Source organism: Pantoea sp. IMH (genome assembly GCF_000599885.1).
In the GTDB taxonomy this organism is placed as follows: Bacteria; Pseudomonadota; Gammaproteobacteria; order Enterobacterales; family Enterobacteriaceae; genus Erwinia.
The window spans coordinates 25,680-47,929 of sequence record NZ_JFGT01000006.1 but is presented as its reverse complement, the minus strand read 5'-3'; the positions used below and the strand labels follow the sequence as shown (position 1 = coordinate 47,929).

Annotated in this window: 17 protein-coding genes; 8 read left to right on the top strand and 9 right to left on the bottom strand. The window is 56.8% G+C overall.

From position 1 onward, the window contains the following. Nucleotides 1-56 precede the first annotated feature (56 nt). A complete protein-coding gene (locus tag EA20_RS0114585; RefSeq protein ID WP_024967529.1) occupies nt 57-1,523 on the top strand; it encodes an MFS transporter in 1,467 nt (488 codons plus the stop codon). Between the two features lie 189 nt (nt 1,524-1,712). Here EA20_RS0114585 and EA20_RS0114580 read toward each other — a convergent pair whose 3' ends face one another. The 4 genes from EA20_RS0114580 to bglX all read right to left on the bottom strand — a co-directional run bounded on the left by EA20_RS0114580 (nt 1,713) and on the right by bglX (nt 8,386). Continuing rightward, nucleotides 1,713-3,608 (bottom strand): methyl-accepting chemotaxis protein, encoded by a 1,896-nt coding sequence (locus EA20_RS0114580; RefSeq protein WP_024967528.1) that lies wholly within the window; start codon nt 3,606-3,608, stop codon nt 1,713-1,715. A 138-nt stretch (nt 3,609-3,746) separates the two neighbouring features. After that, complete coding sequence (locus tag EA20_RS0114575) at nt 3,747-4,856, bottom strand: suppressor of fused domain protein (protein ID WP_024967527.1); 1,110 nt, start codon at nt 4,854-4,856, stop codon at nt 3,747-3,749. Between the two features lie 122 nt (nt 4,857-4,978). Next, nucleotides 4,979-5,848 carry an oxygenase MpaB family protein gene (locus EA20_RS0114570; protein WP_024967526.1) on the bottom strand — a complete coding sequence of 290 codons (870 nt, stop codon included), beginning with the start codon at nt 5,846-5,848 and terminating at the stop codon, nt 4,979-4,981. Between the two features lie 240 nt (nt 5,849-6,088). Then, nucleotides 6,089-8,386: a beta-glucosidase BglX gene (bglX, locus tag EA20_RS0114565; protein WP_024967525.1), complete on the bottom strand. Its 2,298-nt coding sequence runs from the start codon at nt 8,384-8,386 to the stop codon at nt 6,089-6,091. A gap of 192 nt (nt 8,387-8,578) precedes the next feature. Between bglX and dld the strand changes: the two genes are divergently transcribed. Continuing rightward, nucleotides 8,579-10,309 (top strand): D-lactate dehydrogenase, encoded by a 1,731-nt coding sequence (gene dld / locus EA20_RS0114560; protein ID WP_024967524.1) that lies wholly within the window; start codon nt 8,579-8,581, stop codon nt 10,307-10,309. Between the two features lie 47 nt (nt 10,310-10,356). On the opposite strand, the gene EA20_RS0114555 is transcribed toward dld, so the two are convergent. The 3 genes from EA20_RS0114555 to EA20_RS0114545 all read right to left on the bottom strand — a co-directional run bounded on the left by EA20_RS0114555 (nt 10,357) and on the right by EA20_RS0114545 (nt 14,666). Beyond that, the gene (locus EA20_RS0114555) at nt 10,357-12,783 is read right to left on the bottom strand and encodes a DUF3772 domain-containing protein (protein WP_024967523.1); all 2,427 of its coding nucleotides are present in this window, start codon (nt 12,781-12,783) and stop codon (nt 10,357-10,359) included. A 178-nt stretch (nt 12,784-12,961) separates the two neighbouring features. After that, a complete protein-coding gene (gene pbpG / locus EA20_RS0114550; RefSeq protein ID WP_024967522.1) occupies nt 12,962-13,903 on the bottom strand; it encodes a D-alanyl-D-alanine endopeptidase in 942 nt (313 codons plus the stop codon). A gap of 175 nt (nt 13,904-14,078) precedes the next feature. Beyond that, nucleotides 14,079-14,666, bottom strand: coding sequence for a Yip1 family protein (locus EA20_RS0114545; RefSeq protein WP_024967521.1), 588 nt, complete (start codon nt 14,664-14,666; stop codon nt 14,079-14,081). A gap of 212 nt (nt 14,667-14,878) precedes the next feature. Between EA20_RS0114545 and EA20_RS0114540 the strand changes: the two genes are divergently transcribed. Continuing rightward, complete coding sequence (locus tag EA20_RS0114540; protein ID WP_024967520.1) at nt 14,879-15,469, top strand: DedA family protein; 591 nt, start codon at nt 14,879-14,881, stop codon at nt 15,467-15,469. Between the two features lie 18 nt (nt 15,470-15,487). Here the strand turns inward: EA20_RS0114540 and EA20_RS0114535 are convergent, their stop codons facing one another. Further along, a complete protein-coding gene (locus EA20_RS0114535) occupies nt 15,488-16,258 on the bottom strand; it encodes an SDR family oxidoreductase (protein WP_024967519.1) in 771 nt (256 codons plus the stop codon). A 156-nt stretch (nt 16,259-16,414) separates the two neighbouring features. On the opposite strand from EA20_RS0114535, the gene EA20_RS0114530 reads away from it, so the two are divergent. The 5 genes from EA20_RS0114530 (at nt 16,415) to EA20_RS0114510 (ending at nt 21,204) form a co-directional block, all read left to right on the top strand. After that, nucleotides 16,415-18,229: a glycoside hydrolase family 15 protein gene (locus EA20_RS0114530; protein ID WP_024967518.1), complete on the top strand. Its 1,815-nt coding sequence runs from the start codon at nt 16,415-16,417 to the stop codon at nt 18,227-18,229. 185 nt (nt 18,230-18,414) lie between these two features. Further along, entirely contained in the window at nt 18,415-19,620 is a 1,206-nt protein-coding gene (locus tag EA20_RS0114525; protein ID WP_024967517.1) for a L,D-transpeptidase family protein, read from the top strand. A 283-nt stretch (nt 19,621-19,903) separates the two neighbouring features. Beyond that, nucleotides 19,904-20,395 (top strand): type VI secretion system tube protein TssD, encoded by a 492-nt coding sequence (locus tag EA20_RS0114520; protein WP_024967516.1) that lies wholly within the window; start codon nt 19,904-19,906, stop codon nt 20,393-20,395. A 12-nt stretch (nt 20,396-20,407) separates the two neighbouring features. Then, nucleotides 20,408-20,764, top strand: a complete 357-nt coding sequence (locus EA20_RS0114515) for a tlde1 domain-containing protein (protein ID WP_024967515.1) — start codon at nt 20,408-20,410, stop codon at nt 20,762-20,764. Next, on the top strand, nt 20,761-21,204 hold the full coding sequence (locus EA20_RS0114510; RefSeq protein WP_024967514.1) for a hypothetical protein: 444 nt from the start codon (nt 20,761-20,763) through the stop codon (nt 21,202-21,204). The genes EA20_RS0114515 and EA20_RS0114510 overlap by 4 nt, the downstream gene beginning before the upstream one ends. Before the next feature lie 93 nt (nt 21,205-21,297). On the opposite strand, the gene dusC is transcribed toward EA20_RS0114510, so the two are convergent. Then, nucleotides 21,298-22,242: a tRNA dihydrouridine(16) synthase DusC gene (gene dusC, locus EA20_RS0114505; protein WP_024967513.1), complete on the bottom strand. Its 945-nt coding sequence runs from the start codon at nt 22,240-22,242 to the stop codon at nt 21,298-21,300. Nucleotides 22,243-22,250: the final 8 nt, after the last annotated feature.

Below are 22,250 nucleotides of genomic sequence, written 5' to 3'. Positions count from 1 at the left end.
CGCGCCGCACAGCGCTATTCTCTGGCCCTATTTCAATAAAAACAGACAAACACATCATGACCGATTTCACTTCTACGGCGCATGTCGCCACGGCAGGTAGCGCCCCGCTGGGCGAAGCTGTCACGCTCCGCCAGGCCGCCGATGTTTCCCGGCTGGTAAATACTAGTACGCAGGCGCGCAGCAACGCACGCATTGTTATTGGTATCGCACTGGGTGGCGTTTTTCTCGATGCTTACGATTTGGGAGCGCTGGCCTTTGGCATGAAGGATGTGACCCGTGAGTTTGGGCTTTCGCCTGCCGGCGCCGGTATGGTCGCGTCGTCGATCGCTTTTGGCGCCATCGTTGGTGCCCTGATTGGCGGATATCTGACGGATAAAATTGGGCGTTACCGGGTCTTTATGGCCGATATGTTTTTCTTCGTGGTGGCCGCGCTCGCCTGCGCCTTTGCGCCCAATGAATATGTGCTGACGGCGGCACGCTTTGTGATGGGACTTGGCGTCGGCATCGATCTGCCGGTGGCGATGGCGTTTCTGGCGGAGTTTTCCAAACTGAAAGGACGCGGTAATAAGGCGGCCAGTATTGCCATGTGGTGCCCCACCTGGTATGCCGCCATCTCCATCTCCTATCTGCTTGTATTATTCTTTTATGCCGTGCTGCCGGACGAGCATGCGGGCTGGCTGTGGCGTATTATTCTGGGCTTCGGCGCGGTCCCTGCGCTGCTGATTATCGCCATCCGCAGCCGCTATATGAGCGAATCGCCGGTCTGGGCCGCCAATCAGGGGGATTTGGCCGGTGCCGCAGCGATTTTGCGCAGCTCCTGGGGCATCAATGCTCAGGTGGCGGAGGATGCCGATCTGTCACCGGCTAAGCCCGTCCGGCGCGCCAGCTGGCGCAACTATGGCGAATTGCTGAAAGGGGTCTATCTGCGACGTACCGTGCTGGCCACTGTTATCGCCATCGCCTCCGCGTTTGCCTATAACGCTGTGGCTTTCGGCCTGCCGGTTATCCTCTCCAGCTTTCTCGCCCAGTCGATGCTGACCACCATTCTGATGTCGCTGGCGCTTAATCTGCTCTTCGCCTTTACCGGTGGATTGCTGGCGGTCAGGCTGGTTCCCCGTTACGGGGCGTGGCGGATGACGGTGCTGGGCTACGCCTGTCAGCTGGCGGCGCTGGTTGGCCTTGCGCTGGTCGGCAGACCGGACGATGGCAGTGAGGCGGCGCTCTCTGTCGCGATGCTGGCACTGTTCCTGCTGGGACAGGGATTCGGACCCGGTTCCCATTCCATGACCTTCGCCTCCCTCAGCTATCCCACCTCGCTGCGCGGCGTCGGCGTTGGTTTTAACCAGACATTGATGCGCGCCAGCTCGACGCTTTCACTGTTTCTCTTCCCGCTGCTGTCGGCTGCACTCAGCACCGGCGTTTTCTGGGTCATCGCCCTGGCCCCGCTGGCAGGTCTGATTGCGCTGCTTGCCATTCGCTGGGAGCCTTCCGGCTACGACGTGGATGCGGAGGATTTTGCATAGGACGTCAGGCGGCTTTACTTCGCTCACCAGGGACGGTCCGGCTATTTGGGATAAAGGAGAAGGGAACCGCGACGCAAAGCGATCGGGATCGACAAAGCGTCGATCTCCGCAAAATGCGATATTTTAGTAAGGAACGTAAAAGGGCAGCCTCAGGCTGCCCTTTCTGTCAGAGACATTACTGCACTGCGGTTATAACTTAAAGCTGCTGACCACCTGCTCAAGCTGGACGCTCTGCTCTTCCATCGCCTGCGCGGCAGCGGAAACCTGCTCCACCAGCGAGGCGTTCTGCTGCGTCGTGCTGTCGAGCTGATTGATCGCGGTATTAACCTGATCAATCCCCATGCTCTGCTCACGGCTGGCAGACATGATTTCGCTCATCAGCGTGGTCACGCTGCTGACGCCGTTCATCAGTTCATCCATCGTACTGCCCGCTTCCTGCACCAGCTGGCTGCCCTGATCGATATTTGCGACCGACTCTTCAATCAGCTTTTTAATTTCGCGTGCGGAGTTAGCCGATCGCTGAGCAAGATTGCGCACTTCCGAGGCGACGACGGCGAATCCGCGTCCCTGTTCACCGGCGCGTGCTGCCTCAACTGCCGCGTTAAGCGCCAGAATATTGGTCTGGAAAGCGATGCTGTCGATCACGCTGATGATATCAACCACTTTACGCGAAGAGGTATTGATCTCGCCCATGGTGACAACCACCTGCTTCACCACGCTGGAACCGCGTTCGGCCACGCGTGACGCGTCCCCGGCCAGCTGGTTAGCATGCGTGGCGTTATCCGCATTCTGCCGGACGGTGCCGGTCAACTGCTCCATAGAAGCCGCCGTCTCCACGATGGAGCTGGACTGCTCTTCCGTTCGCGCAGAGAGATCCATATTGCCGCTGGCGATCTCTTTTGATGCCGAGGTGATTGCCAGTGCGCTGTCGCCGACCTGACGCATCAACCCCTGCAGATATTCGATAAAGGCGTTAAAGCTTTGCGAAACGGCATTAAATTCCGGGCTGCTGCTGGCTGGCAGACGCTGGGTCAGGTCTGCGCCACCGGTAGAGAGTGAGAGGATATTTTCATTCAGCCCGTTCAGACGGGTCATCATGGTACGGATAAAGCCCAGCAGAACCAGCAGCAGCAGAATCGCCAGCGGGATCTGCACCAGACCCAGTCGGGTCAGGATTGAGTTGGTCTGCTTTGCCAGTAGCGCTGTAGGGACGTCACTGGCGATAAACCACGGGCTGCCCGCGATCTGCTGGACGAACAGCGTATGTGAACCATCCTCACCTTCATAGGTGTTCTGTACCACCTCGCTGCCTGCTCCTGCCAGCATCGCTTTCAGCGGTGCCGCCACAGGCGAGGTGAAATCGCTCAGGTTGCTGAGTTTTGGCGCCGCGCCAACCAGACTGGCGTCACCCACAACTTTCCCATCCGCTTCAACAATAAAGACCTTGCCTTCAATGGCTTCGCCCATCTCTTTCGCCAGATGATTAAAGAAGCCCAGCGTGACGTCGATGGTTGCCACGCCCCAGGCCGCGCCGTTGCGGTAAATGGTCATGGCGCAGTTCGTACGGGGCTGCGGGCTGGCGGCGTCCTGATAGGCTTTCGCCCAGGCGCACTGGCCTTTCGCGGCCGCCATTCCATCTTTGTACCAGGGCTGCTCGTAATAGTTAGGAGCTTCGGCTGAGTTCCAGAAGGTATTGACCGTCAGCGTGTTGCTGCCGTCACGGGCGAAGAATGTGCTGAATTTGTCCGTTGCCGGGTCACGCATTTTTGGCAAAGGCCAGATCCCGCCACCGAAAACATCCGCATCCTGATACTGGTTTACCAGCGCGGGGAGCAGGGTATCAATGCTGGCGCTGTCCAGCACCGATACGGCTTCAGTAATACTGCGCTGCTGTGCCTGGATTCGGTTCATCATGGCGGTAATCCGCGAACCAATGCTGTCCACCTCGTAACGTACCAGGCGGCTCTCATTGTTTGTCAGCTGTGGCGCGACGAAAATTTTTATGACGACTACCGTGATCAGCAGCAATAACGCAAAGAAGCCGACGATCAACAATGTAAATCTGCCCTGGGTGGTTTTTAACATGTAGAACCCCGTTCCACTCAAATCGGGCACAATTGCCCGATCGAATTAACGGCGCTTTCTGGCGGAACTTGAGGTGACAGTAATCACATTTCAGGTAAATATTTCATCTTTCCGCCGCGGCGAAAAAAGCCGTAAAAATTACTCTTTCGGTTCAACAAGTTGCTGTCGGGGACGAAATATATGGCTGCATCCTTCGGCCAGTAGCTTCGCCACCAGTTGATGACCGCCATCCTCCTCCGCCTCGGCAAATTCCCGTTCGGCAGCCGTAACCGGAGACGCCCAGAGCAAATTGACCTTGTCACCTTCACGTTTGGGTAGCGTAAACTGCCCTTCTTCACCGCCCAGCTCGCCAGAGAGGATAAACCCCTCAAAACCCACCGGGGCGACGGCGGAAGTCAGCGTGTGTCCTTCCCCCACCCAGCTGAGGCGCGCCCATGGTAGATGCGCAAAGCTGGCGAGGGCGCTGGCCATCTGCACAGCGTTATCTTCGGTCATCACCTCAGCATCGATCGCCATGCCCAGCTCGACGCGCCGATAGTGGGGCGCCAGATCCTCATAGAGAAACGCCACCCACGGCATCGGACGAATACTCATCCCCAGCGTCAGGAAAAACCAGCTGCCCTGATGATAGTGCTGGGAGATCGCCATCGGCGGCCAGCTGCCCTGGTCGATGGCGTAATATTTCAGCGAGTCGCCAAACTGAGCCTGGTAACACTTCAGCATATCGCGCTGCATCGGCTCCCAGAGATGGCCGTCGTGCCAGTCCCGCCAGAAGTGACGATGTTTTTCCGCGAGGGCGTAATAGTCGTTGGTGGAGGCCGAGCCGAGCGGCGCGGTCAGCCGATTCTCTTTGATACAGCCGGCGGAGAAGCTGACCTGCTTCTGTTGGTACAGGCTCCAGCCGGGGATCACTGCCAGCAGCTGGCCCTGATACCAGAGCGCAGCGCCGTCATCACCCGGTTCCCAGATAACCTGTAGCCCGGCAGGATCAAGCGGCGGTTCAGCCTGCAGCGTGCGGCAACAGGCCGCGCTCAGCAGCGGAGGACGCCCCTGCTCCATCGCCTCGTTGTCTTCACTGGCGGGTGCAGGCAGCAGATTCCGCAGCCAGCAGCCGCGCACGGCAAACTGATGACGAAACGGCTCGGCGGGCCAGATGTAGAAGTAGGCGACGCGCTCATCCTGTTCAACGCTGGCGATCAGAGTTTGTTGCTGATTAAACACTTCAGCAATCCGGTACGACTGTGTCATAGAGCCTCGACGGTGGAGGGTGATCCTTTTTGGGCAGAGTAGCAGAATGTCCCGATACAGCGCGCCGGAACAAGGGGAAGAGTCTCAAAATGCCCGCGCGGGCGGGCGATCAACCGTACCGGTTATTCACGTCCCATACGCGCCATCGCCCGCTGATAAGCGCCACGGCGAATAGACCAGCGCAGCATGGCGGCCAGCAGCTTAACGCGCTGACGAATGATCTGACGGCGCGGTGCAGAGAACTGAAAACCGAACTGCGCCTGCGCCCAACCCGGCAGCAGCTCAATACCAGCCATCATCATCGCCTTCATTGCCGGGCGGGCCTGCCAGCTTGGGGCCGGCGCGCTGAGCAGCAGTGAAAGCACTTCCCGGGTTCGCGCGTCACAGCGAAGCTGAGGCCGCATCGCCACAAAATAGTCCTCCACCGCCTGTACGGTTTTCGGCACCTGTTCCGCCCCGAGCGCTTCAGCCACGACGGCGGCTTCAGCATAGTAGCGATCCTGATCGGCAAGAGTGAGCTGCGGGTTTTTATAACGCAGATGCGACGCCAGGAAACGGCTGGTTTCCGCCACATGCACCCAGGTCAACAGGGCCGGATCGCTTGCCGCATAAGGCGTACCACAGGCATCAACGCCGTTTACTTTGAGATGGATCCGCCTGACCCGCTCGATCAGCGTATTGGCATCAGCCGTGTTACCAAAGGTCGTCACAGCGATAAACTGGCTGGTACGACGAAGCCGTCCCATCATATCGTCGCGGAAGGTGGAGTGATCCCAGACGCCCGCCAGCGCCAGCGGGTGCAGCATCTGCATCAACAGCGCCGAAATCCCGCCGCACAGCATAGATGAAAAATCGCCATGCACGCGCCAGATGACGCTCTCCGGGCCATAAAGTCCGGGATCGCCCGGCGGCTGAGAGAGATCAAACTCGTTCATCGCCAGCCCGTTCAGACGAAAGATCTGCTGCTGAATTTTGTCCCGAACCGAAGGCATAAAGATTCCTGTTGCTGAAAAGAGAGGCCAGATCGCGTCGCACTTCCGGAAGGCTGAAAACGTAAAGCGAGGGGAACAGGACTGAGAACAGTGCATCCCACACCACGGACGGCAAGGGATGCGCTGGCAGAAATGATGTTGTTGCGTGTTTACCAACAGGCCCTGTTTCCGGCGCTCGCGTTTTGTCGATAACCCCAGAGGGCGAATCGCGTCGTCCCCTGGGCACGGTATGACTTCTGATTAAAGGTATTCAAATTCCGCATCGTGAGTGCGGGCGGAATCCAGTCCGATCATCACGCTGAATTTACCCAGTTCCGCCACCTGCTGCATTTTCGCGTTCCAGAACTGGATCGCCTTCACATCGATTGGGAAGGTAATGGTTTGCGACTCACCTGGTTTAAGCGTGATCCGCTTAAAGCCTTTCAGCTCCTTCACTGGGCGGCTGATGCTCGCCATCTGATCTCGCAGGTACATCTGGACTACGGTTGCCCCCTCACGGTCGCCAGTGTTGGTGACCGTTACGCTCGCATCGACCACGCCGTTACGCGGCATGGTTGGCGCAGACATTTTCACCGGCGATAGCCTGAAGGTGGTGTAGCTCAGCCCATAGCCAAACGGATAGAGCGGGCCGTTAGCCTCATCGTAGTAGTGAGAGGTGTACTTATTCGGTCTGTCCGCATTATAGGGACGCCCGGTATTCAGATGGTTATAGTAAATCGGGATCTGTCCAACGGAGCGCGGGAAAGACATCGGCAGCTTGCCCGACGGGTTATAATCCCCGAACAGCACATCCGCGATGGCATTGCCGCCTTCCGTCCCGCTGAACCAGGTTTCCAGCAGCGCGTCCGCCTGGCGATCTTCGTCTACCAGCGCCAGCGGCCGTCCGTTCATCAGCACCAGCACCAGCGGTTTGCCGGTCGCCTTCAGCGCCTTAATCAGCGCCTGCTGGCTGGCGGGCAGCGTGATATCGCTGCGGCTGGACGCTTCATGCGCCATCCCCTGCGCTTCACCCACCACCGCTACCACAACATCCGCTTTTTTCGCCGTGTCGACCGCTTCGTCCAGCAGCTGTTGCGGTGTGCGCTTATCTACCGTTACCGCTTGTTCATAAAGATTCAGGAAATCCTGGATACCTTTGTGATCGCTGACGTTAGCCCCTTTGGCATAAAGGACAGTGGCTTCACCCGCTGTGGCGTTTTTCAGCCCCTGCAGTACGGTTACGGATTGCGCCGCCACGCCTGCCGCCGACCAGCTGCCCATAATGTCACGCTGGCTGTCGGCCAGCGGGCCGATCAGGGCGATGGTGCCACTTTTCGTTAAGGGCAGCGTATTGAGCCGGTTTTTCAGCAAAACGATGCTTTTGCGGGCAACGTCGCGCGCTTCTGCACGGTGCAGACGGCTTTCAGCATTGGTGTCTGCCGGATCGCTCGCCTTATCGCCCAGATGGCTGTAGGGATCGTTGAACAGCCCCATATCATATTTTACGTTGAGCACGTGACGCGCCGCGTCATTAATTTCGTCTTCACTGACAGCACCGCTTTTCACCAGGCCGGGCAGATACTTACTGTAGTATTCGTCGCTCATGCTCATATTGACGCCGGACTGGATGGCGATACGCACAGCGTCTTCAGGATCGCTGGCGACGCCGTGCTGCATCAGCTCTTTAATGGCACCATGATCGCTGATGGTAATCCCTTTAAATTTCCACTCATCACGCAGCAGATCTTTCAGCAACCAGTCATCAGCGCTGGCGGGAACGCCGTTCAGCGAGTTAAGCGCCACCATCACCCCGCCGCTGCCCGCATCGAGCGCGGCTTTATAAGGCGGCAGATAATCCTGGGCAAGCCGTTGCGGACTCATATCTACGGTGTTGTAGTCGCGTCCGCCTTCCACCGCGCCATAGGCGGCAAAGTGTTTAACGCTGGTCATCACCGAGTAGCGGTCGGCCGGGCTTTTACCCTGCATTGACGCCACCAGCGTGCGGCCCATCTCTGAGGTCAGATAAGTATCCTCGCCAAACCCTTCGGAGACGCGTCCCCAGCGCGGTTCACGCGTCACATCCACCATTGGGGCCCAGGTCATATTCAGCCCATCATCGGCGGCCTCATACGCCGAAATGCGTCCCACCGTTGCCACCGCATCGCGGTCCCAGCTTGCCGCCAGCCCCAGCGGAATAGGGAACACGGTGCGCTGACCATGCACCACGTCATAGGCGAAAAATAGGGGAATCTTCAGGCGGCTGAGCTGCATCGCCTGATCCTGCATCTCTCGGATATCCTGGCGCGTAACGGTATTAAAGATTGCGCCAACCTGCTCCTGCTTGATCATCTCGCGGATGGCTTCTTTCGGGTTATCCGGTCCGACGCTGATAAGCCTGAGCTGGCCGATTTTTTCATCCAGCGTCATTTTCTTAAGCAGGTTGGTAACAAAAGCATCGCGGGCTTCCGGCGTCAGCGGATGAGGGCCAGAAAGGTCTTCAGCGTGACCCGGCTGCATCGCCAGCGCGACAGCAAGACTGACAGAGCAAATCCATTTCATCAGGTTATTTCTCTTAAGTGACTGCGTAGCAAGGGATTATAATAAGACTGCCTGGCAAGGCACCAGTGTGCCATAAGATGAGGATAGCAGGTAGCTTTCAACCTTGTAACGCTAGCCTTATGATTGTTAACCACTTCGCAGGCAGCGGAGTGATGCTACTATCAGTCGATCTGACAGAAAAGGACAATGGCTATGCATAACTCTACGGCTCCGGCCAGCCAGCCGCTGCTGGCTGAACTGAAACGCATCGTCGGCCGCTCTCACCTCCTGACCGATCCCCGCGACACTGAACGCTACCGCAAGGGTTTCCGCTCGGGTCAGGGCGAGGCGCTGGCGGTGGTTTTTCCCGGTACGCTGCTGGAGCAGTGGCGTGTCCTGCAGGCCTGCGTGGCGGCGGACGTGATTATTCTGATGCAGGCAGCCAATACCGGTCTGACCGAAGGCTCCACGCCACAGGGCAAGGATTACGATCGCCCGATCGTGATTATCAGTACGCTGCGAATGGATAAAATTCAGCTTATTGAAGGCGGTAAGCAGGTGGTGGCTTTTCCCGGCAGTACGCTCTACCAGCTGGAAAAAATGCTTAAGCCGCTGGGACGTGAACCGCACTCGGTGATTGGCTCCTCCTGCATCGGCGCTTCGGTGCTGGGCGGCGTCTGCAATAATTCCGGCGGATCGCTAATCAGGCGTGGACCAGCCTACAGCGAAATGGCGCTCTATGCGCAGATTGACGCGCAGGGTAAGCTGACGCTGGTTAACCATCTTGGCATCGACCTCGGTGCCAGTCCGGAGCAGATCCTGACGCGGCTGGATGATGAAACCTGGCAGCAGAGCGATGTCCGTCATGACGAGCGTCACGCTTCGGATCATGAGTATGCCAGCCGCGTTCGCGACGTGGACGCTGACACCCCTTCCCGCTTTAATGCCGATGCCCGGCGGCTTTTTGAAGCCTCCGGCTGCGCGGGTAAGCTGGCGGTCTTTGCTGTGCGGCTGGATACGTTTGTCGCCGAGCAGGCCCAGCAGGTGTTTTATATCGGCACCAACGACACTTCGGTGCTGGATGACATCCGACGTCATATCCTGAGCAAATTTACCCATCTGCCGGTGGCAGGTGAATATCTGCACCGCGATATTTTTGATATTGCCGAAGTGTATGGCAAAGATACCTTTGTGATGATTGATAAGCTTGGCACCGACAAGATGCCGGCTTTTTTTACGCTCAAGGGCCGCGCCGACGCGCTGTTAAATCATCTTTCCTTTCTCAAACCGCATCTGATTGACCGGACGCTGCAAAAAATCAGCGGCCTTCTCCCTTCGCATTTGCCCAAGCGGCTGAAACAGTACCGCGATCGCTTTGAACACCACCTGATGCTGAAAATGTCAGGTGAAGGCACGGAAGAGGCCCGCCGTTACCTGACCCGCTATTTTCAGCAGGGGCAGGGAGAATTTTTTGAGTGTACGCCGGAAGAAGGAGCGAAAGCGTTTCTCCATCGGTTTGCCGCAGCGGGGGCCGCCGTGCGCTACTATGCGGTTCATCACGATGAAGTGGAGGATATTCTGGCGCTGGATATCGCCCTGCGCCGCAACGACCACGACTGGTTTGAACGTCTTCCCGCCGAATTTGACGATGCGTTAATTCACCGGCTCTATTATGGTCATTTCTTCTGCCATGTGTTTCATCAGGACTACATCGTGAAGAAAGGCGTCGATGTGCACGCGCTGAAAGAGAAGATGTTAGCGCTGCTCGCAGAGCGGGGAGCTGAATATCCGGCGGAGCACAACGTGGGCCATCTTTACGAGGCCAAACCGCAGCTGAAAGCGTTTTACCAGCAGCTTGATCCGACCAACAGCTTTAATCCCGGCATCGGCAAAACGCCCAAAACAAAACAGTGGGGCAGCTGCGGCTGCGATAAAACGCACTGAATTGTCTGTGGCGTGGCCAGCTTATTGCTGGCCGCTTTGGGTTGAGGTTAAGCGTCCGACTCCCGCGGCACGACAATGCCGTTGCGCTGCTCGACGATCATCGTCTGCGGCGTTGACAGCATGACGCCCTCATCGCGCAGCCGCGTGAGAATAGCAAACAGCAGATCGCTTTTCGCGCCCCCCACCTGACGCGGGCTTGAAACGTTTCCGGTCACTGACATGATGATGCCTGACGCGGTGAGATCCTTGAAGGAGACCGAAGGTTCCGGGGCAGCCAGAATGCTTTCATTTTCGTGGTAAACATCCAGCAGTAATTGACGAACCTGCACCGGATCGATATCCAGCGGGAACGTCAGCGTGACGGTTACCACGCCCTGAGCATTTCCCATGGTAGCGTTGCGGACGTTCTGAGAAATAAACTGTGAATTAGGCACAATCACCGTCGAACGGTCGCCAAGCTGGATCTCCGTTGCGCGCACGCTGATGCGCCGAATATCGCCTTCAATGCCGCTGATGCTCACCAGGTCGCCCACTTTTACCGGCCTCTCCGTCAGCAGAATCAGCCCGGAGACGAAGTTTTTAACGATCTCCTGCAGGCCAAAGCCCATCCCCAGCGACAGCGCGCTGACGATCCATGCCAGCTTGTTCCATTGCAACCCCATCACCGAGAGCGCCAGCAGAATAACCAGCACGTAGCCGACGTTACTGAACAGGGTGATCAGCGAGACGCGCATCCCCACGTCCATCGTGGTTTTAGGCAGGTAATCTCTTTCCAGCCAGTGCTTTACCGAACGCAGTACGTAGATGCCCACGACCAGGCAGAGCAGCGCGTTAAGCACATGCGCGGGCACGATATTAAGGGATTCCAGCCCTTTTCCGCCCCAGAATTCGATCGCCTTTTGCATCAGCTCAATCGGCGTTGCGCTGCCAAATGTGCCGTTCAGTATTGCCATGGCCGCCGCCAGGATCAGCACCGCCCGGCTGAGGCCGGTCAGCAACGCCGCCGCCTGTCCGAGGTAACGCTCGTCGATATTAAGCGAACGCTGGATGCTTTTGCCCGAGGCATTCTGGGGGGAAAAGAGACTTTCGAAACTGTCGGCCAGTAGCTGGCTCATAATAAAGAAAGAGCCAAATACGATACCGATCCAGATCAGTTCATAGCTGAGAAAACGCGCCAGCGTTACGTAACCGATGACCAGCGATGCCATAATGGCCACGCCGACCAGCGTAATGGACATCTGAATCAGGCCCACCAGCGTGGATCGGGCTTCCGGCTGCTCTCCCTGCAGGATCATGCGGCGGCGCACGCGATTGGTGCGCCAGCTGATGGCGAGCGCCGTCGCGCCAATCAGCAGCGCCGTCATGCCGTTGGCGAGAACCGTGGTCGCCACGCTGGTATTTGCGCTGCTGTTGAGGGTTTCAATCATCTGGCAAATAAAGACCAGCGCGGCGGTGATCGGCGGAAACGGTTTTAATGTCAGCGCCACTTCATTGGAGATATTTGGCAGGCGCCAGGAGGGACGACGGGTGGAGAGAAATGCCCTGCCAAGCCCCGCAATCAGCCCGCAGAGGATGCTCAGATTGACCAGGCTATCGGCAAAATCCCGCACCTCATCTTCAACGAGATCGTGGCGTGTGAACGCCAGATCAAGGAAATTAAACGCCAGCACTATCGCCACCAGCGAGGTCAGCGCAGTCGCCGCGGCCAGGAAACTGCGGCGCAGTCGCCCTTCCGGCAGCAGATGGATGCCGACCCAGGCGAGGAACTCTTCCAGATAACGGCGCCCCGCCGTTGCCACCACGCCAGCGAGCAGGATCCAGAGCAGGGTGCCAATCCGCCAGTCCGGCTGCCACGACAGCGCTGCCGTAGCCTGTAACTTGCCGAGGAAACTGCCGATCTTCTGGCTGTCATTGCTCTGGTTGTTAAACATCGGCGACCAGAAGCGCGGTCCGAACAGACTGCCGGCATTTAGCGCCAGCTGCGTTTTCAGCGCATCGCGGCGCAGAGCGACGATCTGCGCTGAGAGCGTGATAGCGCCGCTTTTGATCGCTTCAGCCTGTTTAATCTGCTCATCTATTTTCGTTTTCTGATTTTCCAGGCTTTTGCGCTGTCGGGTCACATCAGCCGTTTCCTTAACGCCGCTGTCAGCTTTCGGTGCCGGCCCCAGCACGGCAAGCTGGGTCTGAAGCTGCGCCCGCTGAGGAATAATTGCCTGCGTCAGGGTATCGGCGGCGCCGGATAATTCCAGCGCCAGTTCGTTGAGCGCGGTGAGGCGGCTGTCGTTGGTTTCACCCGAGACCTGCTGCTTAATTTTATCCAGCACCTTCTGCATTTTGGGCAGTTCGGTGGCCGCATTAACTTTTACCGCAACCTCTTCGCTTTGCTGAGCCTGTTCGGCTGCCTGTGACAGCAAAGGCGTCAGCGTGGTCAGCGCCAGCAGAAAGACCCGAAACCAGGTGAGTAACGTAGACATGGAGATTTCCAGATAGCCAGTAAAACGGCCATGAAGGCCGGGAAGAGTTGAGCGCCAGTCTAGTCTTTTGACCGGGGCGACACTATCAGATTTATCAGCGAAAATGACACACTGTTTCTCTCCGGCGGGGAGCCGGAGAGAGCCTGATGTTTATCTCAGATAGCGGCAGAAACAGCGGCTATTCGACGTTATCAGCCAGGGTGTTATTGCTGGCCGTCAGCGCCGCCTTCTGCTTTTTATAGGCCAGCGCGGCGGCGGGAACCGGCGTGATTTTCCCGGTTTCCATCCAGCTTTTCAGCCGGCGGGCATCCGCAAAATGGGTATATTTGCCAAAAGCATCCATCACCACCAGCGCCACCGGCTGCTGCTTAATCACCGTCCGCATCACCAGACAGTGCCCCGCTTCGTTGGTGAAGCCGGTTTTGGTCAGCTGGATATTCCAGTCAGGCCGGTAGACCAGATGATTGGTATTACGAAACGGCAGTGTATAAGCCGGACTGCGGAACGTTGCCATATCTTCACGGGTTGTGCTGAGCTGCCCCATCAGCGGATAGCCTTTGGTGGCGATCAATAACTTAATCAGATCGCGGGCGGTGGAGACATTTTTCGTCGACAGGCCGGTCGGCTCGACGTAGCGCGTATGGGTCATACCGAGCGCTTTCGCTTTGGCATTCATCGCGCGGATAAAGGCGTCGTAGCCGCCAGGGTAGTGATGCGCCAGGCTGGCCGCCGCCCGGTTCTCCGATGACATCAGCGCCAGCAGCATCATCTCTTTACGACTGATTTCGCTGTTCAGACGGACGCGGGAATAGACGCCGCGCATCTCTGGTGTATGCCTGATATCCACAGCGATTTTCTCATCCAGCGGCTGGCGTGCATCCAGCGCGACCATCACCGTCATCAGTTTGGTGATCGAGGCCATCGGCCTTACCCGGTCGGGATTGCTGGCGTAGAGGATTTTATTGCTGTTGAGATTCACGATCATCGCGCTGCCCGAGGCGATCTGCGGATGGGCGGCGACCTCAGCCAGCGGTGGACTTGCAACAGCCTGATTCAGGGCAACCTGGCTGGAAAAAAGAAGCGCAAAACTCAACAGGGACGAGCGAATATGTGCTGGCATTTATTGAAATTAACCGGAGATTGATTCTGGTGCGGCGTCGCCACACGCTGCCGTGACGTAAACTGACTGCGCCAGGCTGGCCCGCGCATCATACTCTGGCCAGCATTTTTTTGCCTACAGAAGAATCGTATCCGGGCATTACGTAAAGCCGCCGGGGAACCGGCGGCGCGGGAGATTAGCGCATCAGATGACCGTAGCCCCAAATCACCACGGTCAGCGCCAGCAGAACCTCGAAAACCAGCACGCCAATCGCCAGCGTTGAACTGGAAAAACGCAGGCTCTCTTCCCGATCGATATTCAGAAAGAGCGGGATACCGACGTACAGCAGATAGCCGGTATAGACCAGCGCCAGCGCCCCCACCAGCACGCAGAGCCAGACCAGCGGATAGAGCGCCACCAGCCCGCTGAGGAACAGCGGCGTAGCCACATAGCCGGCAAATACCGTACAGCGTTGCAGGCTGGGACGCTGTGGATAGTCCCGTGCCATCCAGTGAATAACCCTGCCCATCACCGCGACGCCGCCCAGAATCAGTGCATAAAACAGCACGGCCAGTCCCAGAGCACTCAGGATCGACAGCGGGATCGTTTCGTTAGCACCTAAATCCCAGCCGATTTGTGTGGTGCCAATAAAGGCACAGATTACCGGGATCAGCGCCATCAGCAGAACATGGTGAGTATAGTGATGAGAAACAGTTTCGTTTTCCTGCTTGATGTCACGCATCTCGCGGTCTGGATGCGTAAGAAGTCCCCAAACGTGGTTCATATCTTCACTCCTCTTGGACAACGATCGCCCTGGATGGCCGGGCGGATAATTCAAGTATAAGCCCATGTTCACTGTTTATTTTTTCATCACACTTTATTTCTGCTAATGCATTCATTCGGCTAAAAAAATAGGCACGGCGGATAAACTTTTTCCCGCCCACAGCCACAGGGTTTACACTCAACCTTTCTTTGCGCAAGAGCCGGTAAGACATAATGCATCTGGACGTGAACGAACTGATTTCACAATACGGTTATCTGGCGCTGTTTATTGGCTGTATGGCCGAAGGGGAAACGTTTACGCTGTTAGGCGGCGTGGCGGCGCATCAGGGACTGCTGCACTACGGCTGGGTTGTGGTGACTGCCATGGCAGGGGGCGCGCTGGGTGATACCCTGCTCTTTCTGGTCGGTCGCCGCTATGGCACCGCGCTGCTTAAGCGTTTTAAACATCATCAGCCCCAGATTAACCGGACCAATCGCCTGATCCGCAAGCGCCCGGTTCTGCTGGTTATCGGCGTCAGATTTATGTACGGCATGCGGCTGATTGGCCCCGTTATCATCGGCGCCAGCGGGCTTAAGCTGCGGAAATTCCTGCCGCTCAACCTGATTGGAGCCGCGCTCTGGGCAACGATATTCGTCACCCTGGGCTACCTCGGCGGTCAGATCATCGCGCCCTGGCTCGCTGTGCTGGATCACCATATCAAGCAGATATTCTGGGTTGTTCTGGCGCTGGCGCTGGTATGGGCCGTGCGGATTGCCCTGAAGCGGCGAGCTGCTGCTCAGAAAGCGAAAAACGGGAACGACTAACGTTCCCGTTCTGGATCGCTATCTGTAATATTGCGGATTGGCCAGCATAAAACCGCCGTCAATGACAAATGACTGACCGGTCGTATAAGAAGACCATTCCGAGCAGAGCCAGGCAACCATGCTGGCGATCTCTCGCGTATCGCCTGGCCGTCCCGCCGGGATCTCAGGGATCTCGACGCGGTGAGCATCCTGATTGCTCATCTTATTCATCGGCGTGGCAATGGCGCCGGGCGCGACGGAGTTAACCAGAATGTTATACGGCATCAGGCTCAGCGCCATCCCTTTGGTCAGGCCACCCAGAGCATGTTTGGCGGCGGTATAGGCGACTGAACCCGGCAGTGGCGTATGCTCATGCACCGAGGTGATGTTAATAATCCTGCCGCCCTGTCCCTGCTCCACCATATGCCGTGCGGCGATTTGCCCACAGGCAAACGCGCCATCCACATCGACACTGAAAACTTTCCGCCAGTCTTCAAAACGGGTTTCCAGAAACTCGCCCTCGACGTTTGTCCCGGCATTATTAACCAGCACATCAATCCGCCCAAGCCGGCCGATAAGCGTTTCCAGCGCGCGACTGCCCTTTTCAGGATCGGCCAGATCGAGCCGCTCAATTTCCGCTTTTCTGCCCAGTTTCCGGATCTGCTCTGCCGTTTCCTGCGCCCCTTTGTCATCTGAACGCCAGGTAATACCCACATCGAACCCCTGCTCAGCCAGCATAATCGCGCAAGCCTGACCTATCCCCGAATCTGATGCAGTGACGATGGCAACCTTATCTTCAGGTCTACTCATGGTTTTCTCCTGTTCAGTAATGTGAAGTCCGCAGGAAGTATAGTTGATGGAAATTTGTTCTCATTGAGGTCCGGTTGCGCTGTTCCGCTTCGCTGACAGTCACAGAGACTATAGTTAACGCAGCAGTCTGCTAATTCACTACTGTCCGGGAGTACGATGAGCCAGATAAAACGAAGAATTGAAGATCACGGCATTATTGGCGACCTGCGAACCTGTGCGCTGGTTGCCTGCGATGGCACCATTGATTACTTATGCTGGCCCGATCTCGACAGCCCCTCGGTGTTCACTGCCCTGCTTGACGGCGATGAGGCAGGCATTTTCAGTATCGCGCCCGACTGGACGCAGGCCCGCCGGCAGCAGCTCTATCTGCCCGACACCAATATGCTGCAAACGCGCTGGCTGGCCGATGAAGGCGTCGCGGAAATCACCGATTATATGCCGCTCTGCCAGCCGGATGATATCCAGCCGCGGATTATCCGCCGGATAAAAGTGCTGCACGGTCAGGCGAATTTTACGCTGTGCTGCGCGCCCGTACACGATTATGCACGTGCCGACACCATCGCCACCCTGAAAGAGGGCAGCGTGCAGTTCAGCGCCAGTAACCAGCCTACCCTGCAACTGTGCGGCAACGTTGAGTTCACAACAGAAGGCGGCGCGGCCATCGCCCGGTTCACTCTGAAAGCGGGCGAACATCGGGAGTTTGTCTTTGGCAGCGCTGACGATAAGCACCTTGATGAAGAGAGCACGGCTCACTATTTTCAGGAAACGCTGAACTACTGGCGCAACTGGAGCGCAAAAAGCAGCTATCACGGGCGCTGGCGGGAGATGGTTAACCGCTCGGCGCTGACGCTGAAGCTGCTGACCTCGTTAAAGCATGGTTCGATCGCCGCAGCGGCAACCTTCGGCCTGCCTGAGGAACTGGGCGGTGAGCGTAACTGGGACTACCGCGCCTCATGGATACGTGATGCCTCTTTCAGCGTCTATGCGCTGATGCGTCTCGGCTACGTCGATGAAGCGAAGCACTTTACCCACTGGGTCGGGCGCTGCGTGGCAAACAGCCAGAATAACGTTGAAAAGCTGCAGGTGATGTACCGGCTTAACAGCCGCACCGAGCTTCACGAGAGCGAGTTGCTTAATCTTTCAGGCTACGCTGATTCCACGCCGGTCAGGATCGGCAACGATGCCTGGCATCAGCGGCAGCTCGATATTTACGGCGAGCTGATGGACGCCATCTACCTTGCTAACAAGTATGGCGAAGCGATTTCTCATCGCGGCTGGGCACACGTCAGTAAAATGATCGACCATGTCTGCGTAAGCTGGAATCAGCCCGACGCCGGGATCTGGGAAATGCGCGGCGAGCCGCAGCACTTCCTCCATTCCAGGCTGATGTGCTGGGTGGCGATGGATCGCGCCGTGCGCCTGGCCGAAAAGCGTTCCCTCGCTTTTCCCCGCGACCGCTGGTGCCAGGTCCGGGACGAAATCCGCGAGGATATCTGGCAGAATTTCTGGAATGAAGAACGGGGCCATTTCGTTTCCACCCGTCAGGGGGAATTTGTCGATGCTTCCATGCTGCTGATGCCGCTGGTGCGGTTTGTCAGCGCCACCGATCCAGACTGGCTGGCCACGCTGGATACGATCAAAGAGGAACTGGTGAGCGACGGGCTGGTCCGGCGCTACAATATTCATCAGACGCCCGCCGATGGGCTGGAAGGCACCGAGGGTGCTTTTGTCGCCTGCTCGTTCTGGTACGTCGAGTGCCTGGCGCGGGCGGACCGGGTAAGTGAGGCGCATTTCGAATTTGAGAAGCTGCTGAACTACGCTAATCCACTGGGACTTTACGCTGAAGAATTTGATAAGCGGGGCTACGCGCTGGGCAATACGCCACAGGCTTTAAGTCATCTGGCCTTAATCAGCGCGGCATTTTTCCTGAACAGAAAGCTCAATGGCGACGATCCGCAGTGGCAACCCTGATGAAAAAGCCAGCAACATCTGACGCCAGGCGCGGATAAGCGTGACAATTTTGCGTAAAGTTAGTTCAACGAAGATAAATCCAGGTTTATTCCTGACAGGCATGACCATATAATGTGCAGCCGCTCACTTCCGGGCGGAACTGGTTTGTTTATCCACCGTTCACATGGCGCTATACCCTGAAGAATATGAAAAAGAGCATCCGCGCGTTAGTTACTTTCGTTCTGGCCGTTACGGCATACAGCCACTCGGCCTTTGCCGTGGTCTACCCGCTACCGGCCGCGAACAGCCGCCTGGTGGGTGAAAACATTGAAATTACCATCCCTCAGGACAGCACGCTTCCTCTCGAAGCCTTTGCTGCACAGTACCAGATGGGCCTCAGTAACCTTATGGAGGCTAATCCGGGCGTGGATGTCTATCTGCCAAAAGCTGGCAGTAAGCTTATCATCCCGCAGCAGCTGCTGCTGCCCGATGCGCCCCGCGAAGGCATCATCATCAACAGCGCGGAAATGCGTCTTTATTACTATCCGAAAGGCACCAAAACCGTGGTCGTGCTGCCGATAGGGATTGGTGAGCTGGGCAAGGATACGCCGGTCAACTGGACGACCACCGTTCAGCGCAAGAAAGATGGCCCGACCTGGACGCCGACCAAAAAAATGCATGAAGAATATGCTGCGCGCGGCGAAGTGCTGCCTGCGGTCTTCCCTGCCGGTCCTGATAACCCGATGGGGCTTTACGCACTCTATATTGGCCGTCTCTACGCTATCCACGGCACCAACGCCAACTTCGGCGTCGGCCTGCGCGTCAGCCACGGCTGCGTGCGCCTGCGTTCAGAAGATATCAAATGGCTGTTCGATAACGTGCCGGTCGGCACCCGCGTACAGTTTATCAACCAGCCGATCAAGGCTTCCGTTGAGCCCGATGGTTCACGTCTGGTCGAAGTGCATAACCCGCTTTCCGAGACCGAAGAGCAGTTTAACTCACGCCAGCCGGTGCCGCTGACCATTACCCCGGTCGTCAGCAAAGTGGTTTCTGATGCCAGCGTCGATACTCTTGCCCTGGACGCTGCCCTGAAAGCCCGTTCCGGTATGCCGACTAAAGTTAACGGTGCGGCTGATGAGAACACCTCTGCCGAACCGATTGCCGTTCCGGAAATGGAAGGCGCGCTGCCGACAGAAGAGCCAATGACGCCGGTTACGCCAGAAGGTGCCAGCGCGGTGGAGCAGCAAACCGCTCCTGCTGAGGTCACCACCCCAGCGCCAGCAGCTGAAACCACCGATTCCGTCGACAGCAACGGAAGCGCAACCTTTGTGGTGCCAGCCCAGCCCGGCCCAATCTATGAAAAAGCGCCCGCTGCTCAGGCAAGCAAAAAAGCCGTTACGACCGCTTCCTGATCGTGATCCTGAAATGGGCCAACTTTGGCCCATTTTTTATGGCCTTCCCTGCCGATCATAAAATTTCTTCTGCTGTTATTAACCCATCCTGAATGATTTTGTAAGATTTATCATGGAAGCGTGTGATGAACCAGTATCTCTGGCTTGCACAGAACAATCACTCAACTCCCATTTTGTACAAAAATTGACACAAATTTGCCTTAAGGATAGATTAAATTCACTGCAAAAAGCAGTTTAGCCAGCAGGATTCTGGCTGGCTCTCATTTTAAAATGGAGTTTAAATATGGCTATTCCAGCTTATCTGTGGCTTAACGACAGCGACGGCAAGGCTATTCGCGGCTCTGTCAACGTTACGGGCCGTGAAGGCAGTATCGAGATCCATGGCCTGCACCATGGCATCAGCATTCCAACCGACGACGCATCGGGAAAAACTACAACGATTCGCGAACACGCCCCCTTCCTTTTTAGCAAAGAAATCGATGCTTCCAGCCTCTATCTTTACAAGGCCGTGACAACAGGCCAGAAGCTAAAATCAGCTGAGGTTAAATTTTACTGCATTAATGACGCCGGTCAGGAAGCGGAATACTTCATCATCATGATTGAAAGCGTGGCAGTCGTGACAGTCGCACCGATGATGTATGACATCAAATGTCAGTATGGCGAAGCACGAAATCATCTGGAAATGATTGAGCTGGTTTATGAAAAAATTAACTGGCGCTATGTCGATGGAAACATCATTCACACGGACAGCTGGGACGAACGCGTAACCATATAAGGGAAATCAGTTATGGCATGGAAATATGAACAAAGCACTGGCAGGCTTTACTTCGGTAGCGAGCTGGTCGAAACAGGCTATTCAGGCAACCTGACAAATAAAAACAACCCTGATCGACAGCAAGTTAAGGGGATGGGGCCGCTTCCCCGTGGTACTTATCGCATAGCGGGACATTCCCGTTCTAAAGGCCCGGCGACGATTATTCTGGAACAAATCTCTGGAGAGTCCTATGGTCGCTCCGCGTTTCGTATACATGGCGAGCGTGTGAATAAACCTGCGGGATTTGCTTCGGAAGGTTGCATCATAATGTCGCCCTCGACTCGCTGGAGGATAATCAGCGTCGGCGGGACGCTGGAGGTCGTCCGATGAGGTGGTTACTTCTGCTGCTCTTATTATCAGGCGTGGCGACCTGTTCGCAAGGCTCCACCATCAGCTGGCCCGATGCTTTGGCAGGAATTGCAGCGGGTGAACACGCGTGGCTCAATAAAACTCCGGAACTCGCCAGCGCCGCGGACGTGCAACAGGCGCAGGCCCTTGAGAGCGCTTTGTCGTCCGCCCTGTCAACTAACACCGAAGGAACGCTGAAGGCTCTGACCGTTCTTGACGCCGGGGAATGGCCACATTTCGTAGGGAGTGATATCGTCTGCATGGGGCCAGTTAACAAACAAGCCGCTGATATTGAAACGTTTTACCAGCAAACCCGTCTGGCTTTACTGAGTACTGAAAAAGGCGCTGTTTGCCTCTGGATCCTTGAGGCTACCTACGAAGAATGGAAAGCAGCGCATCGCCGCAAAGTTGACGGATTTTAGCATTTCTTTTGCCATTTCCAGCCGCATGATCGGCACACGGTGCGGCTGAATTTCATATTTTCTGAATCACATAAAGAGCGAAAACCCCTATCATCAGAAAGGCAGACTGACGTTGTCGATCACACGAGCTATCTCTGCTGAACTTTTCAGCGCACGGATCTGCGCGAACAGCACGGTGGCCTGGTCATACTCTTTACGCAGATAGCCCAGCCACTGCTTAATGCGCGCCACATGATAAAGCCCGGTATCGCCCTGCTTTTCAAGCCGCACATATTTTTGCAGCAGCGTGACCACTTCCGGCCAGGGCATCCGCGCATCGTTGTATTTGATTACCCGGCTGAGGTTCGGTACGTTAAGCGCCCCCCGGCCAATCATCACCGCATCGCAGCCCGTGGCCGCAAGGCAGTTCTGCGCACTCTGCCAGTCCCAGATCTCACCATTGGCGATCACGGGTATGGCGAGCCGCTCACGAATTTTGCCAATCGCGGCCCAGTTGATCCGCTCCGCTTTATAGCCATCTTCTTTCGTGCGGCCATGGACCACCAGCTCGGTTGCGCCCGCCTGCTGCACCGCATCGGCAATCTCAAACTGCCGGTCGCCGTTATCCCATCCCAGCCGCACTTTTACCGTCACCGGCAGTCCGGCAGGAACGGCTTCACGCATCGCTTTAGCGCCGCGATAAATCAGCTCGGGATCCTTGAGCAGCGTCGCGCCGCCGCCGCTGCCGTTGACCGTTTTCGAGGGGCAACCGCAGTTAAGATCGACGCCCCAGGAGCCAAGTTCCACCGCTCTGGCGGCATTTTCCGCCAGCCACTGGGGCGACTGACCCAGAAGCTGCACGCGCACCAGCGTACCAGAAGGCGTGCGGCTGGCATGGAGAAGTTCAGGACAGAGACGATGAAAGGATTTGACCGGCAGAAGCTGATCAACAACACGCAGAAACTCGGTGACGCAGAGATCGTAGTCGTTAACTTCCGTCAGAAGTTCCCGGACCAGTGAGTCGAGTACGCCCTCCATTGGGGCCAGTAAAACGCGCATATCACAAC